We start from the raw sequence: 22,860 nt of genomic DNA on the forward strand, positions 1-22,860 counted from the left end.
GGGCTTGATGACCATTCGGCAGGAGCGTCGGCGACGTCGCGGGCTCGAAGCGAAGGCCGGCTACAGCCTGCTGGAGATCCTGATCGTCCTGACGATCATCGCCCTGATCGCGGCCCTGGTCGGCCCCAGGCTGTTCGCCCAGCTGGACCGCTCCAAGGTGACGACCGCCCGGGTGCAGGTCCGGGCCCTGGAGACCGCCCTGGCGACCATGCGGCTGGACCTGGGCCGAGATCCCACCCAGGCCGAGGGACTGGAGCTGCTGGTCAAGGCCGATCGCGCCGTGGCCGGATGGTCGGGACCCTATCTCAGCGGCGGCCTGCCGCTGGATCCCTGGGGACACCCTTACGTCTACCAGGCGCCGGCCGACGATCAGCAATCGGCCAAGGTCATCAGCCTGGGGTCGGACGGCAAGACGGGCGGAACCGGCAATGCGGCAGACATCGACAACCGGGCCGGCGTCTAGACCGCCGCGCCTGCATTCGCGCACGGGCTATTCCGTGCTCGAGGTGCTGGTGGTGCTGGCGATCATGGCCCTGGCCGTGGCGCTGGTCATGCCGAAGGCCACGCTGATGATCGACCGGATGACCGCCCACGCGGTGTTCTTCGACTTCCAGCGGCGCGTGCTCGACCTGCGCCGCCAGGCCTATGCCGAACAGACCCCCGTGGTGCTCTACGACGACGCGGCGGCGGCCGGGCGCGACCCGCTGGGGCGGTCCCTGGTCCTGCGCGCGCAATGGACCTATCGCCTGCGGCGGCCGATGCGGATCAGCGAGGGCGGCGCCTGCCTGACTGACGGCGTCGAGATCCTGAAGGCGGGCCGGCCGGTGATGCGGCTGGCGCCGGGCGAGGGGCCGTGCCGCTTCATCCGTCTGGATTGAGCGCCGCCCGAGCCGGGTCCGGCCGCCCGGTCAGGCGCATGCGCAGGCGGATCGTCCGGCTGGAGGCGTCGGTGACGGGGCGGACGTCGGTGAACACGCCGCTGGCCTCCATGTCCCGCGCGATGCGGTCGACGCCGACGAGCGCCGAATAGGGCAGGGTCAGGTCCATCTGATCGTCGTGGGCGTCGACGGCTTCGATCCCCACGCTGTACAGCCGCAGTATCCGCGTCGCCATGTCCAGCGCCGCCACCAGGTTGGGCCGGTTGGACAGGGCGGTGAAGGCCGCCAGGCGTCGGCTCGCGACGTCTCCCCCGGTGGCGGTCGGCGGCGTGGCCTGCCGCTCCGCGGCGGCGAGGCGGGCCATATCGCGGGCTTGCGACCGCAGCTTGAGGCCCTGGCCCAGCCAGAAGGCCGCCGCTGTCAGCAGCAGCACGGCCGCGACGGCCGGCGCGGCCCGCAGCAACTGGTCCGGCGACAGGGCAGGGCCGCCCGCGCCCTGTCGGGGAAAGGGCGCGCGAAGGCCGACGACGGCGGCCGGCGGCTCGGCGGGAGCGTCGGCCGCCCCCGGCTGGACGCGCGTGAAGGCTTTCCAATCGGCCCGGCCGAACGGCGTGCGTCGCCACTGCGAGCCGACCAGCCCGCCGTCGCGCCAGAGCTGGGCCTCGAAGCCGTCGCTCAGCCGTAGCACCCGCCAGCCGCCGCCCATCGGGGGCTCGAAGAGCTCCGGCGCCATGGCCGGCGACCGGTCGCCGAACCGCTCGGCCAGCATCGGCCCCAGCGCCTCGCTATCCCACCACCAGATCGAGAAGCCTCGGCCGCTGCGTTGCACCAGCACGCCGGCCGAGACGAACGGAGCGGCGGTCCGGGCGTGGAGCCGCGCCGCCGCCCAGGCGGCCGAGCCCCGCGCCGCGCCGGGATCGAAGACCTGATAGGCGCACAGCGCGCGGGCCAGCCATACATCGGGCCGGGCAGGGGCCAGGACGCCCCCGGCTTCAACCGTCTCGAAGCGGCCGTCCGGGGTCAGCAGCACTTGGGGCGGGGTCAGGAAAGGGAGGCGCATTCGTGAGCCGTTCCGCCTTTTCGACAGCTGGCGAGAGAGTAAGGCCCGGGTTCTCGATCCACACCGGCCGCTCGCGGTCGCGCGGGGTCAGCACGATCCGCGCGCGGTAGTCCAGCCCCGCCCGCCGTGCGGCGATCTTTAGGGCAAATCGCCCGTTGGGGAAGCCGTAAACCCGTTCGGCGTCACCGCTCAGGCGCAGGCCGGCGGCCCGTCCCAGATCCTCCAGGCCAACGAACGGCGCACCCCGACGGCGACCCAGCGCCGCCGCGACCTGGCCGTCGTCGAGGCCGTACATCACCTTCAGCGTGACCGGCGTGGCTGTGTTGAGGTTGATCGCGGTCGAGGTCGGATCGGCCGTCAGGTCGTCGCGCAGGGCGCGCCAGCGCTCCCGCGGCACGGCCGCCTTCCAGCCCAGCACGCCCAGCGCCTGGTCGATCGTCCGCAAGGGGGCGTTGGGCGGCGGCGGCAGTCCTCGGTCGCGATAGGCCGCTGTCTCGGCGCCGTCGACGCGGACGAGATCGTCGACATCGACATAGTCGCTGAACCGGTCGAGCAGGGCGGCGCGCTGGCCGACGGGCGCGCCCAGGGCTTCCAGCAGCCGCCCGGTCGCCGGCGCGGGCAGGTTGTCGAGATTGACCAGGCCGGCCTCGTCCTGAAGCGACAACCGCAGCGACGGCGCGCCTGACGTCTCATAGGGCGTCGCATAGGGCGTTCCGTCGATCCGCAGCCGGGCGTCCGCGCGGCGGTCGAGGTCAGGCACCAGCACCGCATCGGCCGTCGGCGCGCCGACGGCGGCGGCGTAGGCGGCATGGGCTTCCAGGCTCAGGGCCTGGGTCTCGAACCGGCTTGTTTCGACCGCCCGACGGGTCTGATCGGCCAGGCTGTCCAGCGCCAGGATGGCGACCAGGAACACCAGGGTGACGATGGCCGTCACCGCCAACACGGCGGGCAGGGCGAAGCCGCGCTTGGCGGACGGCGGCCTCACGGTTCGAACGTCCCGGCCGGCGCCGCGGCGGCGACGGGCGCCAGGGTCGGCCGGCCCGAGGTCGCGCGTTCGATCACCTCGATCCGGCCATCATCCGTGGCCAGCCGCACATAGACGCCCTGGGCGCGCGGAGCACGGGCGCGGTCCATCAGGTCGGGCGTCGCGCGCCACGCGTCCCGCCAGCGCGCGCCGTCCGTGGAATAGCTGAACCGGGCCCGGCGAGGCCTCAGGTCGGCCAGGATGACGGCCGGACCGCCGTCGGCCTGGCACGCGACGACATCGCCCTCGGCGCCGCCGACCAGGAACACCGCGATCCGCGCCGACGGCCCGGATCCGGCGCAGGGCGTGGCGGCCGCCAGCACCGCCGGACCGCCGAAGCCGCGCGGCGCGCCGGACGCCTCGATCACTCCGGAGCGAACCTCCGGACCGGCAGGCGGACCCGCAGGCGGGATCGTGAGACCGCGCACGACCACGCGCAGGGCGTCGGTGGAGACCTGGCGGTCGGCCAGGTCGAGGGCGCGGCGGCCCAGGCGAAAGGCGATCTCCGTCGAGCGCACGCCGACCGAAAAGATCAGCATCAGCGCCGCGCCGGCCACGGCCAGAACCACCAGGGCCTCGATCAAAGAGAAGCCCCGTCGCCGGGCCGTGCTCAACCGCTGTCGCGCCATGTCTCCGACCTCTTGGCGACCTTGATAGCTCAAAGCGAGCAGGCGGCGAAACGGCACAGGCGACTGCGATCAGTGAGCGGGAAGTGAGATAGGAATATATTCCCATAAGCGCGCCACACGTCGCGCATCAATATACATCGCCTAAGGAATATTATCAGAAATAATATGTAGAGCTGGAACGACGCCGGTCCAGGCCCAGCGATCAAAAACCGCTCTCTCACGCCAGACAAGATACGCTACGGCCAGAAACGCCGCATGCGACGGCCATTCGTGAACGCTGACGGTATCGGACGTCAGCGCGCCGACCAGCACCGTACCGTGGCGGCGTCCTGCGCCGGCGACCGCGCTCGATGATCGCACGACCGGCCAACCCAGCCGCGCATTGACAGATCCGGCCGACGCGCCGACCATCTCACCAATTAGAACAATGTCTCAAATTACGGGAGTGAGCGTTGAATCCGTTGTTGGGCGTCCTTTTCCATTGGCTGGGCGGTTTGGCGTCGGCCAGCTTCTACGTGCCCTATCGCGGCGTTCGGCGCTGGTCCTGGGAGATCTACTGGCTGACCGGCGGCCTGTTTTCGTGGCTGCTGGCGCCGTGGCTGTTCGCCTCGCTGCAGACCCGCGACCTCTTGGGCGTCATGGCCCAGGTTCCGTCGAGCGTGGCCGGCCTGTGCGTGCTGTTCGGCGTGCTCTGGGGCTTCGGCGGCCTGACCTACGGGCTGACGATGCGATATCTGGGCCTGTCGCTGGGCATGGCCGTGGTGCTGGGCCTGTGCACCGTGTTCGGCACCCTGATCCCGCCGCTGGTGCGCGGAACCTTCGCCGACGCCCTGCTGGCCACGACCTCGGGTCGGATCATCCTGCTGGGCCTCTTGATGACCCTGAGCGGCATCATCGTGGTGGCCTGGGCCGGCGCCAAGAAGGACGGCGACCTGTCGCCCGAGGAAAAGCGCGCGGCCGTGGCCGAGTTCGACTTCCGCAAGGGCCTTGCCGTGGCGGTGTTCTCGGGCGTCATGTCGGCCTGTTTCGCCTTTGGCCTGGCGGCCGGCGAGCCGATCAAGGCGATCTCGGCGGCGGCCGGCACGGGTCCGCTGTGGACCGGCCTACCGGTGCTGTGCCTGGTGATGTTCGGCGGCCTGATCACCAACGGCGTCTGGTGCGCCTTCCTGATCGTCAGGAACCGCAGCGCCGGCCAGTGGCTGGGCCGCGCGCCCGACAGCGAAACCGGCGCCGAAACAGCATCCAGGCCCCCTGCCGAAAAACCGCCGCTGCTGGCCAACTATCTGCTCAGCGCCGTGGCCGGCACGGCCTGGTACTTCCAGTTCTTCTTCTACACCATGGGCGAGAGCCAGATGGGCAAGTTCGGCTTCTCCAGCTGGACCCTGCACATGGCCAGCATCATCATCTTCGGCACGCTGTGGGGCTTCGCCTTCAAGGAATGGAAGGACGCCCGCCCCGCCGTGCGCAACATGGTCTGGGCCGGCGTCGCCTTGCTGGTCGGCGCCACGGTGGTGATCGGCTACGGCAACATGCTGGGGGCCTGAGGCCGCGCGAGATCGGTCCTAGGCCGCCCGAAGCGCCTTTCTGGCGATCCGGCCCATCGGCTACAATCGATGGTTAGGTGACTCGTTTTCGTCCATGGGGGGCGGCGTCTCACCCGAGACGATCGCAACCCATGGCCGCGCCCGAGCAGGACCTTCTTCGCACCCGCAACGCCCTGCTGACGGGCAAGCCCGCCGTGGCCCTGCACACGGCCAAGGCGGCCGTCGCCAAGGCGCCCGGCACCGCCGAACCGCTCTACTGGCTGGCCTCGGCCCAGGCGGCCAACCGCGATCCCGCCGCCGGACAGACCCTGAACGACGCCCGCCTGACCCACGGCCTGGCGGTCATCCGCGGCATCGGCGGCGACGCCAAGCGACTGACGACCGACGGCGAGTATGCGCTGCAGATCGGCCACCGCCTCTACAACGCCAACTACCCGGCCTGCGCGTCCGTGGCCTTCGGCTTGGCGGTCATCGCCGGCAGGGACGAACCGCAGTCCTTGGTCTCGCTGGGGCTGGCCTTCCTGCACCAGGGCCGCGCCGAAGAGGCCAACAACATCTTCCGCGCGCTTTCGGAAGCCATGCCGAACAGCGGGCCGGCCCAGCAGTTCGAGCTCTACAGCCTGTTCATGGTCCAGGACGGCGTGGCGCGGCACGCCCAGGCCGCCAGGGCCTGGGCCGAGCGGTTCGAGACGCCGGTGCTGACGCCCGCCCAGCCCCCTCGCCCGTTGGCCGGTCGCCGCCTGCGCGTCGGCTACGTGGCGCCGGTGTTCTCCAGCGGCCAGATCCGCCAGTTCATGACCCCGCTGCTCGACCACCATGACACCGAGCGGTTCGAGATTTTCCTCTATCCGAACGAGGCCGACACGACGGACTGGGCCGCCAGGCCGACCGTCCGCGCGATCGGGGCGCTGAAGGACGACGAAGCCGTCGCCCTGATCCGTGAGGACCAGATCGACGTGCTGATCGACGCCTGGGGCCACACCTCCGGCTCGCGGCTGGGGATCTTCGCTCGCCGGGCCGCGCCGGTGCAGGCCACATGGCTGAACTACCAGCAGACCACGGGCCTGCGCGCGATGGACTTCGCCATCCACTCGAAGTCGATCCTGACCCCCGGCATGGAGACGCTGTTCACCGAGACCGTCTGGCCGGTGGAGCCGATCTCGGCCCCGTTCCGCGCCGATCCGGCCGCGCCCTCCCCCGCCCCGAGCCAGGCCAGCGGAAGCGTCACCTTCGGCAGCTTCATCAATCCATCCAAGCTGAGCGACGAGACGGTCGCCGGCTGGTCGCGACTGCTGCTCGCCGTCGAGGGCTCGCGGCTGCTGCTCAAGTACCGCTATTTCGAGGACCCGGTGCTGGCGCGGGCGACGACGGCGCGCTTCGCCGCCCATGGCGTCGCGCCCGAGCGGCTGGCCTACGAGGGTCATTCGCAGGGCGACGACTACGAGAAGGCCTTCACCAGGATCGACCTGTCGCTCGACCCCTCCCCCTGCCCCGGCGGCACCACCACCCTGGAAGCCCTGGCCCGCGGCGTGCCGGTGATCAGCCTACGCGGGCCGACCTTCTACAGCCGCATCGGCACACAGCTGGTCGAGGGCGCGGGCCTGCCCGACCTGGTGGCCGACAGCTGGGACGACTACGTCGCCAAGGCCGCGACGGCGGCGGCCGATCCGGCGAGCCTGCAGGCGCTGCGCGACCGCGCCTGGGCGGGCTTCGCCACGGCCGCGTTCCGCGACGAAGCGCTGGTCACGCGGACGCTCGAGGAGGCCTATCTCGGGATGTTCGCGGCGAAGTGGCCGGAGCAAATCTGATCCCTCTCTCTTTGAGAGAGGGAGGGGCCCGCGCCGAAGGCGTGGGAGGGTGAGAGGTGACAAACTCTCCGAACGAGGCGCGGCGTCGCGTTACGCGAGATTTTGATACTTATCCGATTATTTTTCAGTCACTTACCGACATATAATCTCTTATCAGGATTTACCTGCCAGCGGTGAAACCTCTCACCCTCCCACCGCTTCGCGGCGGGCCCCTCCCTCTCTCTAAGAGAGAGGGGTTTTCAGTCCCGCCAGCCGCTCGTGCAGCAGCCGCAGCCGCTCCTCGGATCGCGCAAACGCCCGCTGGGGCTTTTCCAGGTCGTAGGCGGGGCTGACGCGTTCGCAGATCGCGCGGTCCTCTTCGAAGATCCGCCGGTTCATCTCGGCGCTGGAGTCGAGGAAGGCCTCGACCGCCCGTTCGGCGCCGGGGCGCACGCGGCCGTCGAGCAGGCGGGTGCAGAAGTGCGTGCGCCGGGCGTCCCTGGCCGGGAAATAGGTCTGCACGGCGTAGGAATAGCCGAAGGTCGACGAGATCATCGCGAACGGAAAGACGTGGATCGTCCAGTAGCCCTGATAGGCCTCGGCGGCGTCGAAATAGCGGCCCAGGGCGGAAAGGCCGCGCAGGGTGCGCTTGTCGGTGACCTCGCCTTCCCAGGTCAGGTTGGGACCGTCGATCACGAGGTTCTTTTCGACCATGGCGAGGCTGGCCAGGGTTTCGCCATGTATCAGGTTGACGTGGTAGGTCTCCAGCGCGTTCTCGACCGCCACCCGCCAGTCGCATTCGAACGGCAGGGCGTGGAAGTCTCGGCGCCGGGTGATCAGCTTCGAGACCGTCTCCAGTTGCGCCGCGGCGCCGCCCAGTTGATCGGCCAGGTCCTGCTCAGGCTCGATCCCGACGAACAGGAAGTCGCCGCACCAGGCGGTACGGTGGCGGCCGATCGTCTGGGCCGCCAGGACTTCGGGATCGAAGCTCTTGGCCAGGGCCGGCTTCAGCGCGCCGCCGCCATAGCGCCAGCCGTGATAGGGGCACAGCATCGGTCCGACGCCATGGTCGCCGACGAAGAACCGCGCGCCGCGATGCGGGCAGACATTGTCGAAAGCCCCGATCTCGCCGTCGTCGTTGAACACCAGCAGGTCGCCGAACGCCCAGTCCAGGCGCAGCCAGGCACCCGGCTCGGCGACTTCCGAGCGGTGGGCGACCAGGTGCCAGTAGCGGCGGTAGAGCGCGTCGACCTGAGGCGTCATCAGAGCTTTCTGGCCTAGAGCTTCCGGGCCGGCGCGGCGAAATAGGTCGCGCCCGGCGTGGCGTCACGGACGATCACCGCCCCTGCCCCGATCGTGCAGCCCGCGCCGATGCTGACACCCGGCAGCACGCGCGCGCCGGAGCCGAAGAACACCCCCTCGCCCACCTTCACGCGGCCCGTCAGGTCGACATGGCAGCTGAGGGTGGAACCCGCGCCCAGCACCACGTCGTGGCCGACGCCGGAGTGGCCATTGATGGTGACGAGGTCTTCCACCTTGCTGTCGGACGAGACGTTCACGAACGGCCCCACCAGCACGCCCTCGCCCAGCCTGGCCGAGGCGGTGACGAAGGCCAGGTCGTGGACCAGGGTGGCGAACTTGCCGCCGGCCGCGCGCAGGGCCTTGCCGACCGCCGTCTTGCCGGCCGGCGTGCCGATGCCCATCACCAGCTGGACCCCGGCGGTCGGGACGTGGCCGGCGATCTTGCCCAGCTGCGGCAGGTCGCGACCGAAGGCGGCCATCGGGGCGTCGCCGTCGTCGAGATAGCCGACGAAGCGGTCACCGCTTTTGGCGAACTGCGGACCGAACCAGTCGAGAATTTCCCGGGCGAGCGCGCCGCCCCCGACCATCACGTAGTCCATCTGTCGTTCCTCCCGTGACTTTGGTCAGGCGGCCTTGTAGCCGCCGTCGACGTCCCAGATCGCGCCGGTGACCCAGGCCGCGGCCGGGGTCAGCAGGAAGGCGGCGACGGCCGCCACATCCTGCGGCCGGCCGAATCCCAGCAGGTGGCGCGCGCGATAGGCCTCGATCCCGTCGCCGGTCAGGCCGCGGGTGATCCGTTCGTGCATCTCGGTCTCGACCGCGCCGGCCGCCAGACCGTTGACGCGGATGCGGCGCGGCGCGAGCTCGCAGGCCAGCGATCGCACGAGGCCCTCCACGGCGGCCTTCGAGGCGGCGTAGGCGGTCATGCCCGCCCGGCCGCGCTCGGCGGCGACCGAGCTGACCACGACGATCGAGCCCTCGTCCTTCATCACCTTGGCCTTGGCGGCCGCCCGGGCCACCGCATAGGCGCTGCCGAAGGAGGCTCCCATCACCTCGTCCAGGCGCGCGTCCTTGGTCATGCGGATGGGCAGCACCATCTCGACCCCGGCGGCGTGGAAGATCCCGTCAAGCCCGCCGGCGTCGATGGCCGCCTTGGCCACCGCGTCGGTGGCGGCGTCGCCTTCGGATAGGTCCTGGATCAGGGAGACGTGGCCTTCGCCGGAGAGGCTGGCCAGGGTCTGGTCGAGCCGCCCGGCGTCGCGGCCGGCGGCGATCACCCGCGCGCCGACGGCGGCCACGGCCTGGGCCGTCGCCCGCCCCAGGCCCGACGAGGCGCCGGTGACGAGGATGGTCTTATCCGCCAGGGCTTCGGGATGCAGGCTCACAGGTACAGCGTCTCCGCGCAGTCGAGAGGGCCGAAGCGGCCGGCGACCGCGCCCCAGGAATAGCCGACGCCGAAGCCGGCCAGGACAAGGGTCGCGGCCTGCGCCGACAGGGTCTCGGCCACGGCGTCGGTCAGCAGCAGCGGCAGGGTGGCGGAACTCGTATTGCCGAACTTGCCGATGTTGATCGGCAGGCGTTCGGGCGGGGCCTTCGCCTTCTTGCCGATGTGGCGCAGCATGAACTGGTTGGCCTGGTGCAGCAGGTGGAAGTCGACGTCCTCGGCCGTCAGGCCGGCGTCGGCGCGCACCGCCTCGATCAGGGCCGGCACCGCGCGCAGGGTGAAGGCGAAGACGGCGTTGCCGTCCATCTTCAGGGTCGGGGCGATCTCCGCTCCGCACGGCGAGCGAAAGCCGCCGTCCTGCACGATCAGGTCGGTCGCGCCGGTCCCGTCGGTGCCCAGGCGGAAATGCAGCGGCGCGGCGGACGCGTCGCGCTCCAGCGCCGTGGCCGAGCCGGCGTCGCCGAACAGCACGGCGGTGGCGCGGTCGTCGGGATCGAGCAACGGGCTGATGGTGTCGCCGGCCAGCAGCAGCACGCGCTTCAGGCCCGCCTGAAGAAGGCACGACGCCAGCCACAGGCCGTAGACATAGCCCGAGCAGCCCATGCCGACGTCGAAGGCCTGGGCGTGCGGCGAAAGACCAAGCTTCCCGTGCAGCAGGCAGGCGCTGGCCGGCAGGGCGTGGTCGGGGGTCTGGGAGACGAAGATCACCCCGTCGATCGAGGCGCGGTCCCAGGCCAGGCGCTCGATCAGCCGCTCGGCGGCGGCCTGGCAGAGGTCGGCCGTGGTCTGGCCCGGCTCGACCCAGTAACGGGTCTGGACGCCGGTCATCTTGGCGACGTCGGTGACGGCCGCCTCGCCGAGGCGTTCCTCGAACGCCTGATTCTCCAGCCGGCGGGCGGGCACGGTCGAGACCACGCCCGCCAGGCGGACGCCTTCGATCCGATAGCCGCCGGGCGCGGGCTGCATCAGGCGGTTTCCTTGGCGACCAGCGCCTCGATGTCGGCCACGGTCTCACACTTGGCCAGGGCCTGGCCGTCGAGCAGCACGCCATGGACCTCGTCCACCAGGGCCAGGGTCGAGATGATCGCCAGCGAGTCCCAGTTGAAGGCGGCCAGCTCGCCCGCCGGCGAGATCTCGGACTCGTCGACCTCGAAGATCTCGGCCAGTCCGGCGTAAAGGGCGCTCATCTTGGTCTCCTCAAATGATGACGCTGGCGGCGGCCCAGGACAGGCCCACGCCGAAGCCCACCAGCATCGCTCGTCTGGGAGCCCGTCTAGGGGCGCCCGCGTCCTGCAACAATGGGGCGAGGGCCAGCGGAATGGTCGACGACACGGTGTTGCCCACCTCGCGCATGTCGATGACGAAGCGCTCGGGTTCGATGGCCAGCTTGCGGCGCAGGCGCTCCAGGATGAAACCGTTGGCCTGGTGGAAGACGAAGAGGTCGTGCTCCTCCATCGTCCGGCCGGTGCGTTGCAGCAGGCCGTCGACAGCCTTGGGCACATGGCCGAGGGTGAAGGCCATCACCGCCGGACCGTCCATCCGCAACACCATGTCGCCGCCGGCCGAGGGCTCGCGGAAGCCGCCGCGCCGCACCATCAGGTGCTCGCCGCCCTTGCCGTCGGTGCCGAACACCACCGGGTCGATCAGCGGGGCGTCGGCCTCGACGGCCTCGACCAGGGTCGCGGCGGCGCCGTCGCCGAACAGGGTGCGCACGCTCTGGTCGTCGGGATCCAGCAGCTTGGAATAGGTGTCGGCGGTGACTAGCAGCACGCGCCGGGCCTGGCCGCTCTCGATCAGGGCCTTCGCCAGACTGAGCCCGTAGACGAAGCCCGAGCAGCCGAGATTGAAGTCCAGCGCCCCAGCGCTGGTGGGCAGCCCAAGACGCGCCTGCAACAGGCAGGCGCTGGTCGGCAGCACGTAGTCCGGCGTCTGGGTGCACAGCAGCAGGAAGTCGACCTCGCCGGGATCGAGCCCTTCCTTCGCCAGCAGGGCGCGCGCCGCGCCCTCGGCGAGGTCGAGCGCGGTCTCGCCGTCGGCCGCGATGCGCCGCTCGGCTATGCCCGTCTTTTCGAGGATCTTGTCGGCGCTCCAGTCGGGGAAGCGTGCGGCCAAGGCGTCGTTGGTCAGGCGGCCTTCAGGCAGATGACCTGCGATCGCCTTGATCCTGGCGGTCAACATATACGCCTCGCGGCCGCGGAATGAATCATTGCAGAACAATGTCGAGCGCAATCTAAGCGCGTCGTTGGCCCAAGGGCCAGCCGTTTGATTTGCGGGGAACCTTCAATGTCCGCCGAAGACGTCTTTCCCCGGGCCATGGACCTGCTCCTGGCCGGCGACGCCGTGGCCGCGGAGGCGCTGCTGGCGCCGCTGGCCGCGCGGAACGGCGACGACGTCCAGGTCCACTATTTCCACGCCGCCGCCCTCACCGCCATGGGCGAGGAGGCCCGCGCGCGGCAAGCCTTCGAGACCGCGTGGATGAACCACGCCTTCACGGTGATGGGCGAGAACGACATCGCGCTGGACCGGGTCGCCCGCGACGCCGCCTTCGCGCTGGACGTCGGCCGGCTGTTCTATGCCGAGGACTATGTCGGGGTCGCCGCGGCGGCCTGCGGCTGCGCGCTGAACGACCCCACGGTGGCGGCCAACGAAGGCCTCTTCGTCTACGGCCAGTCGCTGCACCACTCAGGCCGCATCGAGGCGGCGCTGGCGGCCTTCGACAAGGCGGTGGGCCTGACCGGGGCGTCGTACCTCTCGGGCTTCGTGCTCTATTCGCTGATGTTCGCCAAGGACGGCCTGCAGCGCCAGGCCGACACGGCCCGCCGCTGGGGCGAGGTGATGCGCAAGGTCCTGCCCGCCGCCCCGACCTTCCCGCCCGCCTGGAACGGCGAGCGCAAGCTGCGCATCGGCTATGTGGCCCCCAGCTTCGCCAACCAGCTGCGCCACTTCGTCGATTTGGTGTTCGAGAACCACGACCCCGAGCGTTTCGAGGTCTTCGCCTATGTCGACCACGCCGGGAACGAGTGCCTGCCCGGCCACGTCACGGTCCGTTCCTGCAAGGCCCTGACCTACGACGCCCACGCCGACCTGATCCGCGCCGACGCCATCGACGTGCTGGTCGACGTCTGGGGCCACGCCTCGGGCAACCGCCTGGCGGTGTTCGCCCGCCGGCCGGCGCCGGTGCAGGTCGCCTGGCTGAACTGGATCCAGACCACGGGCCTCGAGACCATGGACCACTCCATGCTCGGCTCGCACATGCTGACCGCCGACGCCCCGCCGCTGTTCGTCGAGACGCTATACGACATCGGCCCGATCCTGGCGGCGTTCAGGCCGACGCCGACCGCGGCCCCCTCGCCTTCCCCGGCGATCGAGACCGGCCATCTGACCTTCGGCAGCTTCAACCATCCGGCCAAGATCAGCGACGAAACGGTCGCGGGCTGGGCCGGGCTGCTGGCCGCCTGCCCCACGGCGACCTTGCTCTTCAAGTACAGCTACTTCGTCGATCCGGTGTTGCAGACCACGATCCAGTGCCGGTTCCTCGCCCACGGCGTCGCGCCCCAGCGCATCCTGTTCGAGGGCAAGACGACCGGCGAGGAGTACGAGCAGGCCTTCGCGGGCATCGACTTCGCGCTGGACCCCAGCCCGGTCGGCGGCGGCACCACGACGATGGAGGCCGTCTCGCGCGGCGTGCCGGTGCTGGCGATCCGGGGTCGCGACTACTACAGCCGCGTCGCCGTCGAGGCCCTGAGCGCCATGGGGCTGGACGAGCTGCTGTTCGACGACTGGAGCGCCATGGCCGCCTTCGCCGCGCGCCTGGACCAGGACCACGAAGCGCTGGCCGCCTTGCGCGCCCGCATCCGCCCGGCGCTGGACGCCTCGCCCTATCGCGATGAAGCTGGCTTCACGCGGCGGATGGAGGCGGCGTTCGCGGAGGTGGCGGCGAAGCGGTAGATTCTACCCTTCCCTAGTCGTCATCCCGGCCGCAGCGCAGCGGAGAGCCGGGACCCAGGGGACTGGGCGCAGCGGTAGGGTTCTCCGCCCCGGCATTGGCAAGCGCAATGCGGCCGCCCCTGGGTCCCGGGTCTGCGGTCCGCCGCGCGGGCCTCCGCCCGGGATGACGTTCTGAGGGGAAATGCTACCGCAGCTCCCGCCGCAGCACCTTGCCCACCGCCGTCTTCGGCAGGGGCTCGGACCGGAACTCGACGATGCGCGGCACCTTGTAGCCGGTCAGCCGCTCGCGGCAGTGGGCCATCACGGCCTCGGCCGTCAGCGCCTCCGACCGCGCCACGACCACCACCTTGATCCGCTCGCCCTGCACCGGGTCGGGCACGCCGACGGCGGCGACCTCGTCGACCAGGGGATGGGCGGCGACCACGTCCTCGATCTCGCTGGGATAGACGTTGAAGCCCGAGACCAGGATCATCTCCTTCAGCCGGTCCAGCAGCCGCACGCGGCCGTCGGCCTGCATCACGGCGACGTCGCCGGTCGAGAGCCAGCCGTCGGCCGACAGCACCTTGGCCGTCTCTTCCGGATGGTTCCAGTAGCCCTTCATCACCTGCGGCCCGCGCACGCACAGCTCGCCCGGCTCATCGACGCCGCACCAGGAGCCATCCTCGCGGCGCATGCGTACTTCGGTCGAGGGCACCGGCAGGCCCACCGTGCCGTCGAAGGCCATGGTCTGCGGCCGCTCCAGGTCTACATAGCCGACGCAGACGATCGGCGAGCATTCGGTCAGGCCGTAGCCCTCGATCACCGGGCAGCCGGTGACCAGCTCCCACTCCTCGGCGACGGACCGCTGGGTGGCCATGCCGCCGGCGATGGTCAGGCTCAGCTCCGAGAAGTCGCGCCCCCGGAAGGCGTCGTTCTTCAGCAGGCTGGCGAACAGGGTGTTCAGGCCTGCCAGTCCCGCGAACCGCTCCTTGCGCAGCACCCATTCCACCCGTTTCGCATCGCGCGGATTGGCGATCAGGATGTTGCGCCCGCCCACCCCGACGAACATCAGCAGGTTCGCGGTCAGCGAGAACACATGGTAGAGCGGCAGCATGGTCACGTTGCCCACCGCCTGGTCGGGCGGGATCTGGGTCATGATCCAGGCGCGGCCCTGCAGCACATTGGCTAGGATGTTGCGGTGGGTCAGCATGGCCCCCTTGGCCACCCCCGTCGTGCCGCCGGTATATTGCAGGAAGGCCAGGTCCTCGGGCGCCACCTCGACGGGCTGAAACCGCAGTCGCCGCGCCCGCCGCATCATCGCCGGCCAGCGCAGGGCGCCGGGCAGCCGCCACTTGGGGACCAGCTTCTCGACCTGGCCCATCAGGACGTTGATCGCCGTCCCCTTGGCCAGCCCCATCATGTCGCCCATCGAGGTCACGACCACCTGGCGCAGCGCCGTGCCCTCGATCGCCTGCTCCAGCGTGTGGGCGAACATGTCCATGACCACTATGGCGACCGCGCCGCTGTCTTCCAATTGGTGGCGCAGCTCGCGCGGCGTGTAGAGCGGGTTGACGTTGACCACCACGGCCCCGGCGATCAGCGTGCCGAACAGGGCGATCGGATATTGCAGGCAGTTGGGCATCATCAGCGCCACCCGCTCGCCCGGCTGCACGCCCGCCGATTGCAGCCAGGCGGCGAAGGCCCGCGCATCCTTAAGGGCGCGACCATAGTCCACGCCCGAGCCCATGCTGACGAAGCCGGTGCGCTGCGCGAAGCGCGCGGCGTCGTGCTCGAACAACTGGCCGACCGACCGCCACAGAGCCAGCTCGTCGTCGATCGTCGCCGGCACGTCGGGGCGATAGGCGCGGGTCCAGAAGCGCTCGGCCCACAGCTGCTCGGCGTCGGTCCCATCGACGCCGTGGATGATCGGCGCGCCGGTCATTTCTCCAGCACCGCCACGACGCCCTGGCCGCCGGCGGCGCAGATCGAGATCAGGCCGCGCCCGCTTCCCTTGCGGTCCAGCATGGTCGCCAGGTGCGCCAGGATCCGTCCGCCGGTGGCGGCGAACGGGTGGCCGGCGGCCAGCGAGCTGCCGTGCACGTTCAGCTTCTCGCGGTCGATGGCGCCCGGCGCGCGCTCCAGCCCCAGCCGCGTGCGGGCATAGTCGTCGTCCTCCCAGGCCTTCAGGGTGCACAGCACCTGGGCGGCGAAGGCCTCGTGTATCTCGTAGTAGTCGAAGTCCTGCAAGGACAGGCCCAGCTTCCCCAGCATGCGCGGCACGGCGTAGGCCGGCGCCATCAGCAGACCCTCCTCGCCGTCCACGAAGTCCACCGCCGCCGTCTCGCCGGCCCGAAGGAAGGCCAGCACAGGCAGGCCCCGCGCCCTGGCCCAGTCCTCGCTGGCCAGCAGCACCACCGAGGCCCCGTCGGTCAGGGGCGTGGAATTGGCCGCCGTCAGCGTGCCGTGCTCGCGGTCGAACACCGGCTTCATCGTGGCGATCTTGGCCGGGTCGATGTCGGGCCTCAGGTTGTTGTCGCGCTTCAGGCCCTGGAACGGCATGACGAGGTCGTCGAACAGGCCGTCGTCATAGGCCTTGGCCATCCGGCGATGACTGCGGATGGCAAGGGCGTCCTGGTCCTCGCGGCGAATGCCCCATCGCTTGGCCATCTGCTCGCAGCTCTCGCCCATGGAGAGGCCGGTGCGCGGCTCGGCGTTACGCGGCGGCTCGGGGCGGAACGGCGCGGTCAGGCCCGCGCCCGCCAGGGCCTTGACCTTGGCGCCCGTCGTCTTCTGGCGATTGGCGGCCAGCAGCGCCTTGCGGAAGTCCTCGTTGAGGGCGATCGGCGCGTCCGAGGTGGTGTCGACGCCTCCCGCTATGCCGACCTCGATCTGGCCCAGGGCGATCTTGTTGGCGATCAGGATCGCCGCCTCCAGACCCGTGCCGCAGGCCTGTTGCACGTCATAGGCGGGGGTGTCGTGGCCGATGGTGGTCGAGAGCAGAGCCTCGCGGGTCAGGGCGATGTCGCGCGAGTGCTTCAGCACCGCCCCGGCCGCCACCTCGCCCAGGCGCAGGCCGTGCAGGTCGAAGCGGTCGGCCAGGCCCTGGAGGGCGGCGGTCAGCATGTCCTGGTTGGAAGCCTCGGCATAGGCGGTGTTGGAGCGCGCGAAGGGAATGCGGCGGCCGCCGATCACGGCGACGCGCCTGGGTGCGGACAAGGTCAGCATGAGGAAGGATCCTGTGATTGGGGCGCGCTCGTCAGGCGCCCGCGCAGATGGGTTCGGCCGCCGCCGGCGTCCGTGAGTTCGAAGGCGCCGGAGGGGCCGCTCGACAGGCGGGCCTCGCCAGGCAGCAGCAGGGGCGCGCGGAAGGCCGTCTCGATCTCTATCGCCTCGACGGCCTGGCCCCGGGTCAAGGCCGCCACGGCCCGGGCCTTGGCCCACATGCCGTGGGCGATGGGGCGCGGAAAGCCGAACAGCCGCGCGCCCAGCGGTGAAGTGTGGATCGGGTTGGCGTCGCCCGACACCCGGGCATAGCGCCGGCCGATGTCGGCGGGGACCTGCCAGGTCTCGACCGGCGCGCTGGCCTCGCCGGCGTCGAGCATCGGCGCGGGCTCGCCCCGGCCGGGCCCGCCCAGGCGCAGATAGGTGCTGGTCCCTTCCCACACCGTGGCCCCGTCGCGCAGGGCCCAGGTCTCCAGCGAGAAGGCCTGGCCCTTGTCATGGGCCAACAGGCGGCCGGTGCGGGCGCCGATCGTCAGGCTCTCGCCGATCCGCAAGGGCGCGCGCTGGCGGATGCGGTTGTGGATGTGCACCAGGCCCATGACCGGGAACGGAAACCCCGCCGCCAGCATGATCCGCATCTGCAGCGGGAAGGCCAGGATGTGGGCGAAGGTCGGCGGCACGCCCGCTTCGGGCGCGAAGCCGCACAACCCGGCATAGGCGGCGACGGCCTCGCCTCGCACCCACACCTGCTCGGCGTGCAGGCTCGCGGACGGCAGGTCGCGGACCGTTCCGCCGCGCAGCAGCCCTCGCGCCGCGCCCCAGGCCAGGCCCAGGGGCGACACCGGCTCGGCGTTGGACATGGTCTAGGCCCCCAGCAGGCTCTGGCCGCAGACGCGGACCACCTGGCCGTTGACGCCGCCGCTGGCCGGGTGGGCCAGCCAGGCGATGGTCTCGGCCACGTCGACCGGACTGCCGCCCTGCCCCATGCTGTTCATCCGCCGCCCGGCTTCGCGGATGGCGAAGGGGATGGCGGCGGTCATGCGGGTCTCGATGAAGCCGGGCGCGACCGCGTTGACGGTAATGCCGTGGTCCAGCCCGTCGCGGGCCATGCGACCGACGGCGCCGATCCAGCCGGCCTTGGAGAGCGCGTAGTTGGTCTGGCCCATGTTGCCGGCCACACCGCTCAGCGACGAGACCGCCACGATCCGGCCGTTGCGGCGCACCGCGCCGGCCTCCAGCAGCACGCGGGTCAGGGCCAGGGGCGCGCCGAGATTGACCGCCATGACGCTGTCCCACTCGCGCGCGTCCATGCGGCCCAGGGTGCGGTCGCGGGTGATGCCGGCGTTGTGCACCACCACGTCGAAGCCGCCCCGCGCCCGCGCCGTCTTCAGCAGCACGCCGGCCGCCTCGGGGGCGGTGATGTCCAGCGCCAGCGGATCGACGCCCAGCTCGGCGGCCAGGTCCCGCAGGTCGTCCTGGGCGCTGGGCACGTCCAGGGCCGTGACCTTGGCGCCCTCGGCGACGAACAGCCGGACGATCGCCTCGCCTATCCCTCGGGCGGCCCCCGTGACCAGCACATGGCGGCCGGCGTGGCCGACGGCGGGATCGGCCGCCACGGCGGCGGCGCCTACCCGGATCACCTGCCCCGACACATAGGCCGAGCGCGGCGACAGCAGGAACGCCAGGGTGCTCTGAGCCTGATCCTCGCGGCCCGGCGTCACGTAGAGCAGCTGCACGGCGATGCTGCGCCGCGCTTCCTTGGCCAGCGACCGCACGAAGCCCTCCAGCCCGCGCTGGATCGCCTCGCCCTCGGCGGTCTTGGCGGTCTCGGGCGGGACGCCGACCACGACGATGCGGCCATGCTCGGCCACCGAGCGGATCGCCTGGTGAAAGAACCGGTAGAGCCCCTGCGTGGCGGCGACGTCCAGGCAGGCCGAGGCGTCGAACACCAGGCCGCCGTAGCGCACGTCCGGCGTCCAGGCGTGGTGGATCTCGACGCCCGAAGCGGCCGCCAGCCGGGCCAGCACCGGTCCCATGCGTCCGTCCGCCGTCGGCGGGCCCAGCAACAGCGGCAGGGTCGGCGGCGCCTCCCCCACGCCTCGCCGCAGCAGCGGCGCGGGCTTGGGCAGGCCCAAGGCCTCGACCACCCAGCCGCCCAGGCCGCTGCTGGCGAATTCCAGATAGCGGTCGGGCATCAGGCGACCCCTTCCTTCTTGGCGCGGGCCGCGCCCTTGATCCCGTTGCGGCGGGCCAGGCCCTCGCCCAGGCCGAAGTCCTGCGGGAAGTCGTCGACCTGGATCGCCTGGTCGGCCAGATGGGCGAAGCGTCCGATCAGGTCGCGCTCGGCGGCGTCGATCAGGCCCCTGGCCTCCGCGTCGGCCGCCCAGGCGTCCATCAGGGTCAGGTTCTGCGGCGCGCGGGCGATCGTCCCGGCCGTGATGGCGGGCTTCAGGCGGCGCTCGATGGCCTCGACCTGCGGGTGGAGGTCGAAGGCCACCGCCGTGGCGGCGATCGGATCGACCTCGATGCGCGGCGTCCACGACCCGGCCAGCAGGCGGTCGCGGGCCGGACCGTGGCGCTGGATCAGACCGGCGACGGCGGAGGCGACATCGTCATTGGGGCCGCGCGTCAGGCCCGAAAGGCCCGCCCCGACCAGACCCAGCAGGCCGGCGACGACACGGCTGGGGTGGTTGGCCAGCAGCGCCGTCCAGGCGACCGCCGCCCGCGCCAGGGCGTCCTGCGCCGCCCAGTGGACGAACGGCAGGTCTTCGGCCGGCCGGCCCTCGTCCTCGAAGCGCTTAAGCACGCTCGACAGGATGAAGAGCTGCGACAGCAGGTCGCCCAGACGCCCGGTCAGCGCGCCCTTGCGCTTGAGGGCGCCGCCCACCGTCGCCATCGACAGGTCCGAGGCCAGGGCCAGCAGGGTCGAGAACCGGGTGGCGGCGCGATAGTAGCGGGCCAGCTGCGGCGCGGCTCCGCTCGGCGCTGCAATCAGCGCGCCGCCAGTCAGGGCGAAGGCGGCCGAGCGGGCCAGGTTGCGGAACAGGAAGCCGACATAGCCGAACAGCGCCGCGTCGAAGGCCTTGAGGTCGCGCTCCTGCGTCGTCCGCATCAGGGGCAGGACGTAGGGATGGCAGCGGATCGCGCCCTGGCCGTAGATGATCAGGGTGCGGGTCATGATGTTGGCCCCCTCGACCGTGATGGCGATGGGGATCTGCTGGTAGGCGCGGGCCAGGAAATTGCCGGGGCCCATGCACACGCCCTTGCCGCCCACCACGTCCATCGCCTCGTTGACGACGATGCGGGCGCGCTCGGTGACGTGGTACTTGGCGATGGCCGAGACCACAGACGGCTTCTCGCCCTGGTCCAGCGCCGCGGCCGCCAGCTGGCGCACGCTGTCGGCCGCGTAGAGGTGGCCGGCCATCCGGGCCAGCGGCTCCTGCACGCCCTCGAAGGCCCCAATCGGCATGTTGAACTGCCGGCGGATGGCCACATAGGCCCCGACCATGCCCACGGCGAGCTTGGACATGCCGACATTGGACGACGGCAGCGAGATCGCCCGCCCGGCCGCCAGGCACTCCATCAGCATCCGCCAGCCGTGGCCGACCTGGGCCTGGCCGCCGATCACCATCTCCATCGGCACGAACACGTCGTCGCCGGTGATCGGGCCGTTCTGGAAAACCGCGTTCAGCGGCCAGTGGCGGCGGCCGATATTCACCCCCGGATGCTCGCGCGGGATCAGCACGCAGGTGATGCCGGGCTCGGCGCCCAGGCCCAGCAGGCCGTCCGGATCGACGGCGCGGAAGGCCAGGCCGATCACGGTCGCGATGGGGGCTAGCGTGATGTAGCGCTTGCGCCAGCTGATGCGGAAACCCAGGGTCTCGCGGCCCTGCCAGGTCCCGCGGCAGACCACGCCGGTGTCGGTGATCGAGGCGGCGTCCGAGCCGGCATAGGGGTTGGTCAGGGCAAAGCACGGGATCTCGTCGCCGCTCGCCAGCCGGGGCAGGTAGTGGTCCTTCTGCGCCTCCGTGCCGTAGTGCAGCAGCAGCTCGGCCGGACCCAACGAGTTGGGCACCATCACCGAAACGGCGGCCGCCGAGCAGCGGGTCGACAGCTTCTGCACCACCTGGCTGTGGGCGTAGGCCGAGAAGCCCAGGCCGCCGTAGCGCTTGGGGATGATCATCCCCAGAAAGCCCTTGTCGCGGGCGAAGGCCCAGGCGGCCGGCGGCAGGTCCTGCCAGACGGCGGTGCTTTCCCAGTCGTTGGACAGGTCGCACAGGTGCTCGGTCTCGACGTCGACGAAGCGCTGCTCCTCGGGCGAGAGCTTCGGCGCCGGGGTGGCCAGCAGCTTCTTCCAGTCGGGCCGGCCGGCGAACAGCTCGGCGTCCCACCAGACGTTGCCGGCCTCGACGGCGGCCTGCTCGGTGGGGCTCATCTTCGGCATGATCGCGCCGAAGGCCTTCATGGCCGGCGCCGATAGCACGGCGGCGCGCAAGGGACGCAGGGCCAGCAACGCGGTGAAGGCCGCCACGATCGCCGCCAGCGCCAGGGCCGGCGTCGCGCCCACCAGGCCCAGGGCCCATCCCGCCGCGATCCAGGCCGCCAGGGCCGCGCCCCAGGCCAGGGCCCTGGCCTGTACGAAGGCCAGCAGGAAAGCCGCAGGCGCCAGAGCGCCGATCCAGATCAGCATGGTCACAATCCCCCGTCCGGCGCGCTCCCCGCGGCCGGTTGTTCGAAAGTCTTCGGATGCACTAAGGGCGGCGCCCGATACTCAGCGCGCGCGTTTCCAGGTCTGGGTCCGGCAAAGCAGCGGCGCGATGCAGCCCTTCACCGCCAGGGTGTCTTCGTCGATCAGGGTCAGGGCGCCGGTCGGAGCCTTGTCCCCGGTGTCGGGGTCGTAAAGCGGCCCGCCCTTCCAGGCCTTGGGGCCGCCGGTGAAGTTCTCCAGCACCAGCAGGTTCATCACCCGCCGCGTCCGCAGGGCCGGCTTCTTGTTGTGGATGTCGCGCTGGTCGGGATTGGTCCGCAGGGGCGCCGCGTCCAGCACCCGCCCGCACAGCGCCGCGCCGCAGCGCTCAATGGCCACGACCCCGTCGCGGGCCGAGGTGCGCCAGCGGCCGACCAGGGCTCCATCCTGGGTCTTGTCCTGGGCCAGGGCCGGCGAGGCCGTCAGGGCGGCCAGTCCGACGAGAAGCCCCGTCGCCGCGCGCCTCATCCCACGGCTCCCAGATAGGCGTTGCGCACGGTCGGCGGCACCTGCTCGTAGACGCTCGGGCGCGGGATCTTCAGCCGCTTGCGCGCCGCTTCCAGCGGCTCGGCCATCAGCGCCTCGTAGTCCTGCCCCGGCAGCCAGGCCGCCCGGCGGCCGTTGCGCCAGGCCTGCAGCACGGCCCGCCCGCAGGGATAGCCGGTGCGGGCCCGCATGAACTGCACCGCCCCGCCGGCGGCGATTAGGCCAAAGCCCGCGCTTTTCGTCTGCGGCAGCGAGAAGGCCACCACGCAGGCCTCGCCCAAGGCGTCGGTCTGGTAGCCGGTCAGCACGTGCCAGATGTCGTGCACGTCGCGGATGCGGCGGGCGTACCAGGCGCGCGGATGGGCCGCCTCGATCTCGCTGTCGGCGACTTTGCGGCTCTCGTCGGCCAGGCCGTAGGCCGACAGGTTGCGTACGTCGATGAAGGCTAGATAGGCCGCGCCGACCGTGCCGGGCGCGAAGCCCGCCAGCCAGTCGCGATCCTGCAGGCGGTCCGACAGCTCGAGCTGGGCGTAGGCCTGGGCGCCGCCCTGCGGCGTCTCCAGCAGGCGTTGATACCCCCAGTCGATCGAACGGCCCGCCAGCGCGTTCATGATCTCGAACACCTGCCGGGTGTCTTCCTTGTCGGCCACCAGCCGGCCGAAGGCGCGAGCCGCCCTTACGGGCTGCACGCGACGCGGCGCGGTCAGGGATGGCAGCCGCTCATGCCCGCGAACGGGCTGCAACACGGGTGATGACGGCGAAGCTTGCACTTGCGGTTCCCCTTGTCCGGGCTTAAGAATTTCGTCTTAT

General features: G+C 71.1%; 21 protein-coding genes and 1 pseudogene. 6 read left to right on the top strand and 16 right to left on the bottom strand.

The genetic code is table 11. The features are described from left to right. Window positions 1-7 precede the first annotated feature (7 nt). Window positions 8-463, top strand: coding sequence for a type II secretion system major pseudopilin GspG (gene gspG / locus AC07N1_RS12395; protein WP_494672099.1), 456 nt, complete (start codon window positions 8-10; stop codon window positions 461-463). Further along, the gene (locus AC07N1_RS12400; RefSeq protein WP_494672100.1) at window positions 429-878 is read left to right on the top strand and encodes a pilus assembly FimT family protein; all 450 of its coding nucleotides are present in this window, start codon (window positions 429-431) and stop codon (window positions 876-878) included. Before gspG ends, AC07N1_RS12400 begins: the two co-directional genes overlap by 35 nt. Here AC07N1_RS12400 and AC07N1_RS12405 read toward each other — a convergent pair. The 3 genes from AC07N1_RS12405 to AC07N1_RS12415 are packed head-to-tail and all read right to left on the bottom strand — an operon-like array spanning window position 862 to window position 3,591. Next, a complete protein-coding gene (locus AC07N1_RS12405) occupies window positions 862-1,938 on the bottom strand; it encodes a hypothetical protein (RefSeq protein ID WP_494672101.1) in 1,077 nt (358 codons plus the stop codon). The genes AC07N1_RS12400 and AC07N1_RS12405 overlap by 17 nt on opposite strands. Further along, entirely contained in the window at window positions 1,871-2,923 is a 1,053-nt protein-coding gene (locus AC07N1_RS12410) for a type II secretion system minor pseudopilin (RefSeq protein ID WP_494672102.1), read from the bottom strand. The genes AC07N1_RS12405 and AC07N1_RS12410 overlap by 68 nt, the downstream gene beginning before the upstream one ends. After that, complete coding sequence (locus tag AC07N1_RS12415; RefSeq protein WP_494672103.1) at window positions 2,920-3,591, bottom strand: prepilin-type N-terminal cleavage/methylation domain-containing protein; 672 nt, start codon at window positions 3,589-3,591, stop codon at window positions 2,920-2,922. The genes AC07N1_RS12410 and AC07N1_RS12415 overlap by 4 nt, the downstream gene beginning before the upstream one ends. 461 nt (window positions 3,592-4,052) lie before the next feature. On the opposite strand from AC07N1_RS12415, the gene rhaT reads away from it, so the two are divergent. Both rhaT and AC07N1_RS12425 read left to right on the top strand, forming a co-directional pair. Continuing rightward, window positions 4,053-5,135, top strand: coding sequence for an L-rhamnose/proton symporter RhaT (rhaT, locus tag AC07N1_RS12420; protein ID WP_494672104.1), 1,083 nt, complete (start codon window positions 4,053-4,055; stop codon window positions 5,133-5,135). Window positions 5,136-5,266: 131 nt separating this feature from the next. Next, a complete protein-coding gene (locus tag AC07N1_RS12425; RefSeq protein ID WP_494672105.1) occupies window positions 5,267-6,943 on the top strand; it encodes an O-linked N-acetylglucosamine transferase, SPINDLY family protein in 1,677 nt (558 codons plus the stop codon). Between the two features lie 222 nt (window positions 6,944-7,165). On the opposite strand, the gene AC07N1_RS12430 is transcribed toward AC07N1_RS12425, so the two are convergent. From AC07N1_RS12430 to AC07N1_RS12455, 6 genes are read right to left on the bottom strand one after another with little or no spacing between them, the layout of a single operon-like run. Then, complete coding sequence (locus tag AC07N1_RS12430; RefSeq protein WP_494672106.1) at window positions 7,166-8,185, bottom strand: aromatic ring-hydroxylating oxygenase subunit alpha; 1,020 nt, start codon at window positions 8,183-8,185, stop codon at window positions 7,166-7,168. 14 nt (window positions 8,186-8,199) lie between these two features. Then, a complete protein-coding gene (locus tag AC07N1_RS12435) occupies window positions 8,200-8,823 on the bottom strand; it encodes a DapH/DapD/GlmU-related protein (protein WP_494672107.1) in 624 nt (207 codons plus the stop codon). Window positions 8,824-8,847: 24 nt separating this feature from the next. Further along, the gene (locus AC07N1_RS12440; RefSeq protein WP_494672108.1) at window positions 8,848-9,609 is read right to left on the bottom strand and encodes an SDR family NAD(P)-dependent oxidoreductase; all 762 of its coding nucleotides are present in this window, start codon (window positions 9,607-9,609) and stop codon (window positions 8,848-8,850) included. Beyond that, window positions 9,606-10,634, bottom strand: a complete 1,029-nt coding sequence (locus AC07N1_RS12445) for a 3-oxoacyl-ACP synthase III family protein (RefSeq protein ID WP_494672109.1) — start codon at window positions 10,632-10,634, stop codon at window positions 9,606-9,608. Before AC07N1_RS12445 ends, AC07N1_RS12440 begins: the two co-directional genes overlap by 4 nt. Next, window positions 10,634-10,855 carry a phosphopantetheine-binding protein gene (locus AC07N1_RS12450; RefSeq protein ID WP_494672110.1) on the bottom strand — a complete coding sequence of 74 codons (222 nt, stop codon included), beginning with the start codon at window positions 10,853-10,855 and terminating at the stop codon, window positions 10,634-10,636. Before AC07N1_RS12450 ends, AC07N1_RS12445 begins: the two co-directional genes overlap by 1 nt. A 10-nt stretch (window positions 10,856-10,865) precedes the next feature. Further along, on the bottom strand, window positions 10,866-11,846 hold the full coding sequence (locus AC07N1_RS12455) for a 3-oxoacyl-ACP synthase III family protein (RefSeq protein WP_494672111.1): 981 nt from the start codon (window positions 11,844-11,846) through the stop codon (window positions 10,866-10,868). A 105-nt stretch (window positions 11,847-11,951) separates the two neighbouring features. On the opposite strand from AC07N1_RS12455, the gene AC07N1_RS12460 reads away from it, so the two are divergent. Both AC07N1_RS12460 and AC07N1_RS12465 read left to right on the top strand, forming a co-directional pair. Then, complete coding sequence (locus tag AC07N1_RS12460; RefSeq protein ID WP_494672112.1) at window positions 11,952-13,616, top strand: O-linked N-acetylglucosamine transferase, SPINDLY family protein; 1,665 nt, start codon at window positions 11,952-11,954, stop codon at window positions 13,614-13,616. Further along, window positions 13,617-13,783, top strand: a pseudogene (locus AC07N1_RS12465) (hypothetical protein). It abuts the gene before it with no gap. Between the two features lie 17 nt (window positions 13,784-13,800). Here the strand turns inward: AC07N1_RS12465 and AC07N1_RS12470 are convergent. From AC07N1_RS12470 to AC07N1_RS12500, 7 genes are all read right to left on the bottom strand, one after another. Continuing rightward, on the bottom strand, window positions 13,801-15,537 hold the full coding sequence (locus AC07N1_RS12470) for an AMP-binding protein (RefSeq protein ID WP_494672113.1): 1,737 nt from the start codon (window positions 15,535-15,537) through the stop codon (window positions 13,801-13,803). After that, the gene (locus AC07N1_RS12475) at window positions 15,534-16,820 is read right to left on the bottom strand and encodes an acetyl-CoA C-acetyltransferase (protein ID WP_494672114.1); all 1,287 of its coding nucleotides are present in this window, start codon (window positions 16,818-16,820) and stop codon (window positions 15,534-15,536) included. Before AC07N1_RS12475 ends, AC07N1_RS12470 begins: the two co-directional genes overlap by 4 nt. Beyond that, window positions 16,814-17,677, bottom strand: coding sequence for a MaoC family dehydratase (locus AC07N1_RS12480; protein ID WP_494672115.1), 864 nt, complete (start codon window positions 17,675-17,677; stop codon window positions 16,814-16,816). Before AC07N1_RS12480 ends, AC07N1_RS12475 begins: the two co-directional genes overlap by 7 nt. Before the next feature lie 3 nt (window positions 17,678-17,680). After that, entirely contained in the window at window positions 17,681-19,012 is a 1,332-nt protein-coding gene (locus tag AC07N1_RS12485; protein ID WP_494672116.1) for a 3-oxoacyl-ACP reductase, read from the bottom strand. Beyond that, window positions 19,012-21,507 carry an acyl-CoA dehydrogenase gene (locus AC07N1_RS12490; RefSeq protein ID WP_494672117.1) on the bottom strand — a complete coding sequence of 832 codons (2,496 nt, stop codon included), beginning with the start codon at window positions 21,505-21,507 and terminating at the stop codon, window positions 19,012-19,014. The genes AC07N1_RS12485 and AC07N1_RS12490 overlap by 1 nt, the downstream gene beginning before the upstream one ends. Before the next feature lie 81 nt (window positions 21,508-21,588). After that, window positions 21,589-22,032: a DUF2147 domain-containing protein gene (locus AC07N1_RS12495; protein ID WP_494672118.1), complete on the bottom strand. Its 444-nt coding sequence runs from the start codon at window positions 22,030-22,032 to the stop codon at window positions 21,589-21,591. Beyond that, the gene (locus AC07N1_RS12500; RefSeq protein WP_494672119.1) at window positions 22,029-22,739 is read right to left on the bottom strand and encodes a Coq4 family protein; all 711 of its coding nucleotides are present in this window, start codon (window positions 22,737-22,739) and stop codon (window positions 22,029-22,031) included. Before AC07N1_RS12500 ends, AC07N1_RS12495 begins: the two co-directional genes overlap by 4 nt. Between the last annotated feature and the right edge of the window lie 121 nt (window positions 22,740-22,860).

The sequence above is a fragment of the Caulobacter sp. GW821-FHT09B11 genome (assembly GCF_059418205.1).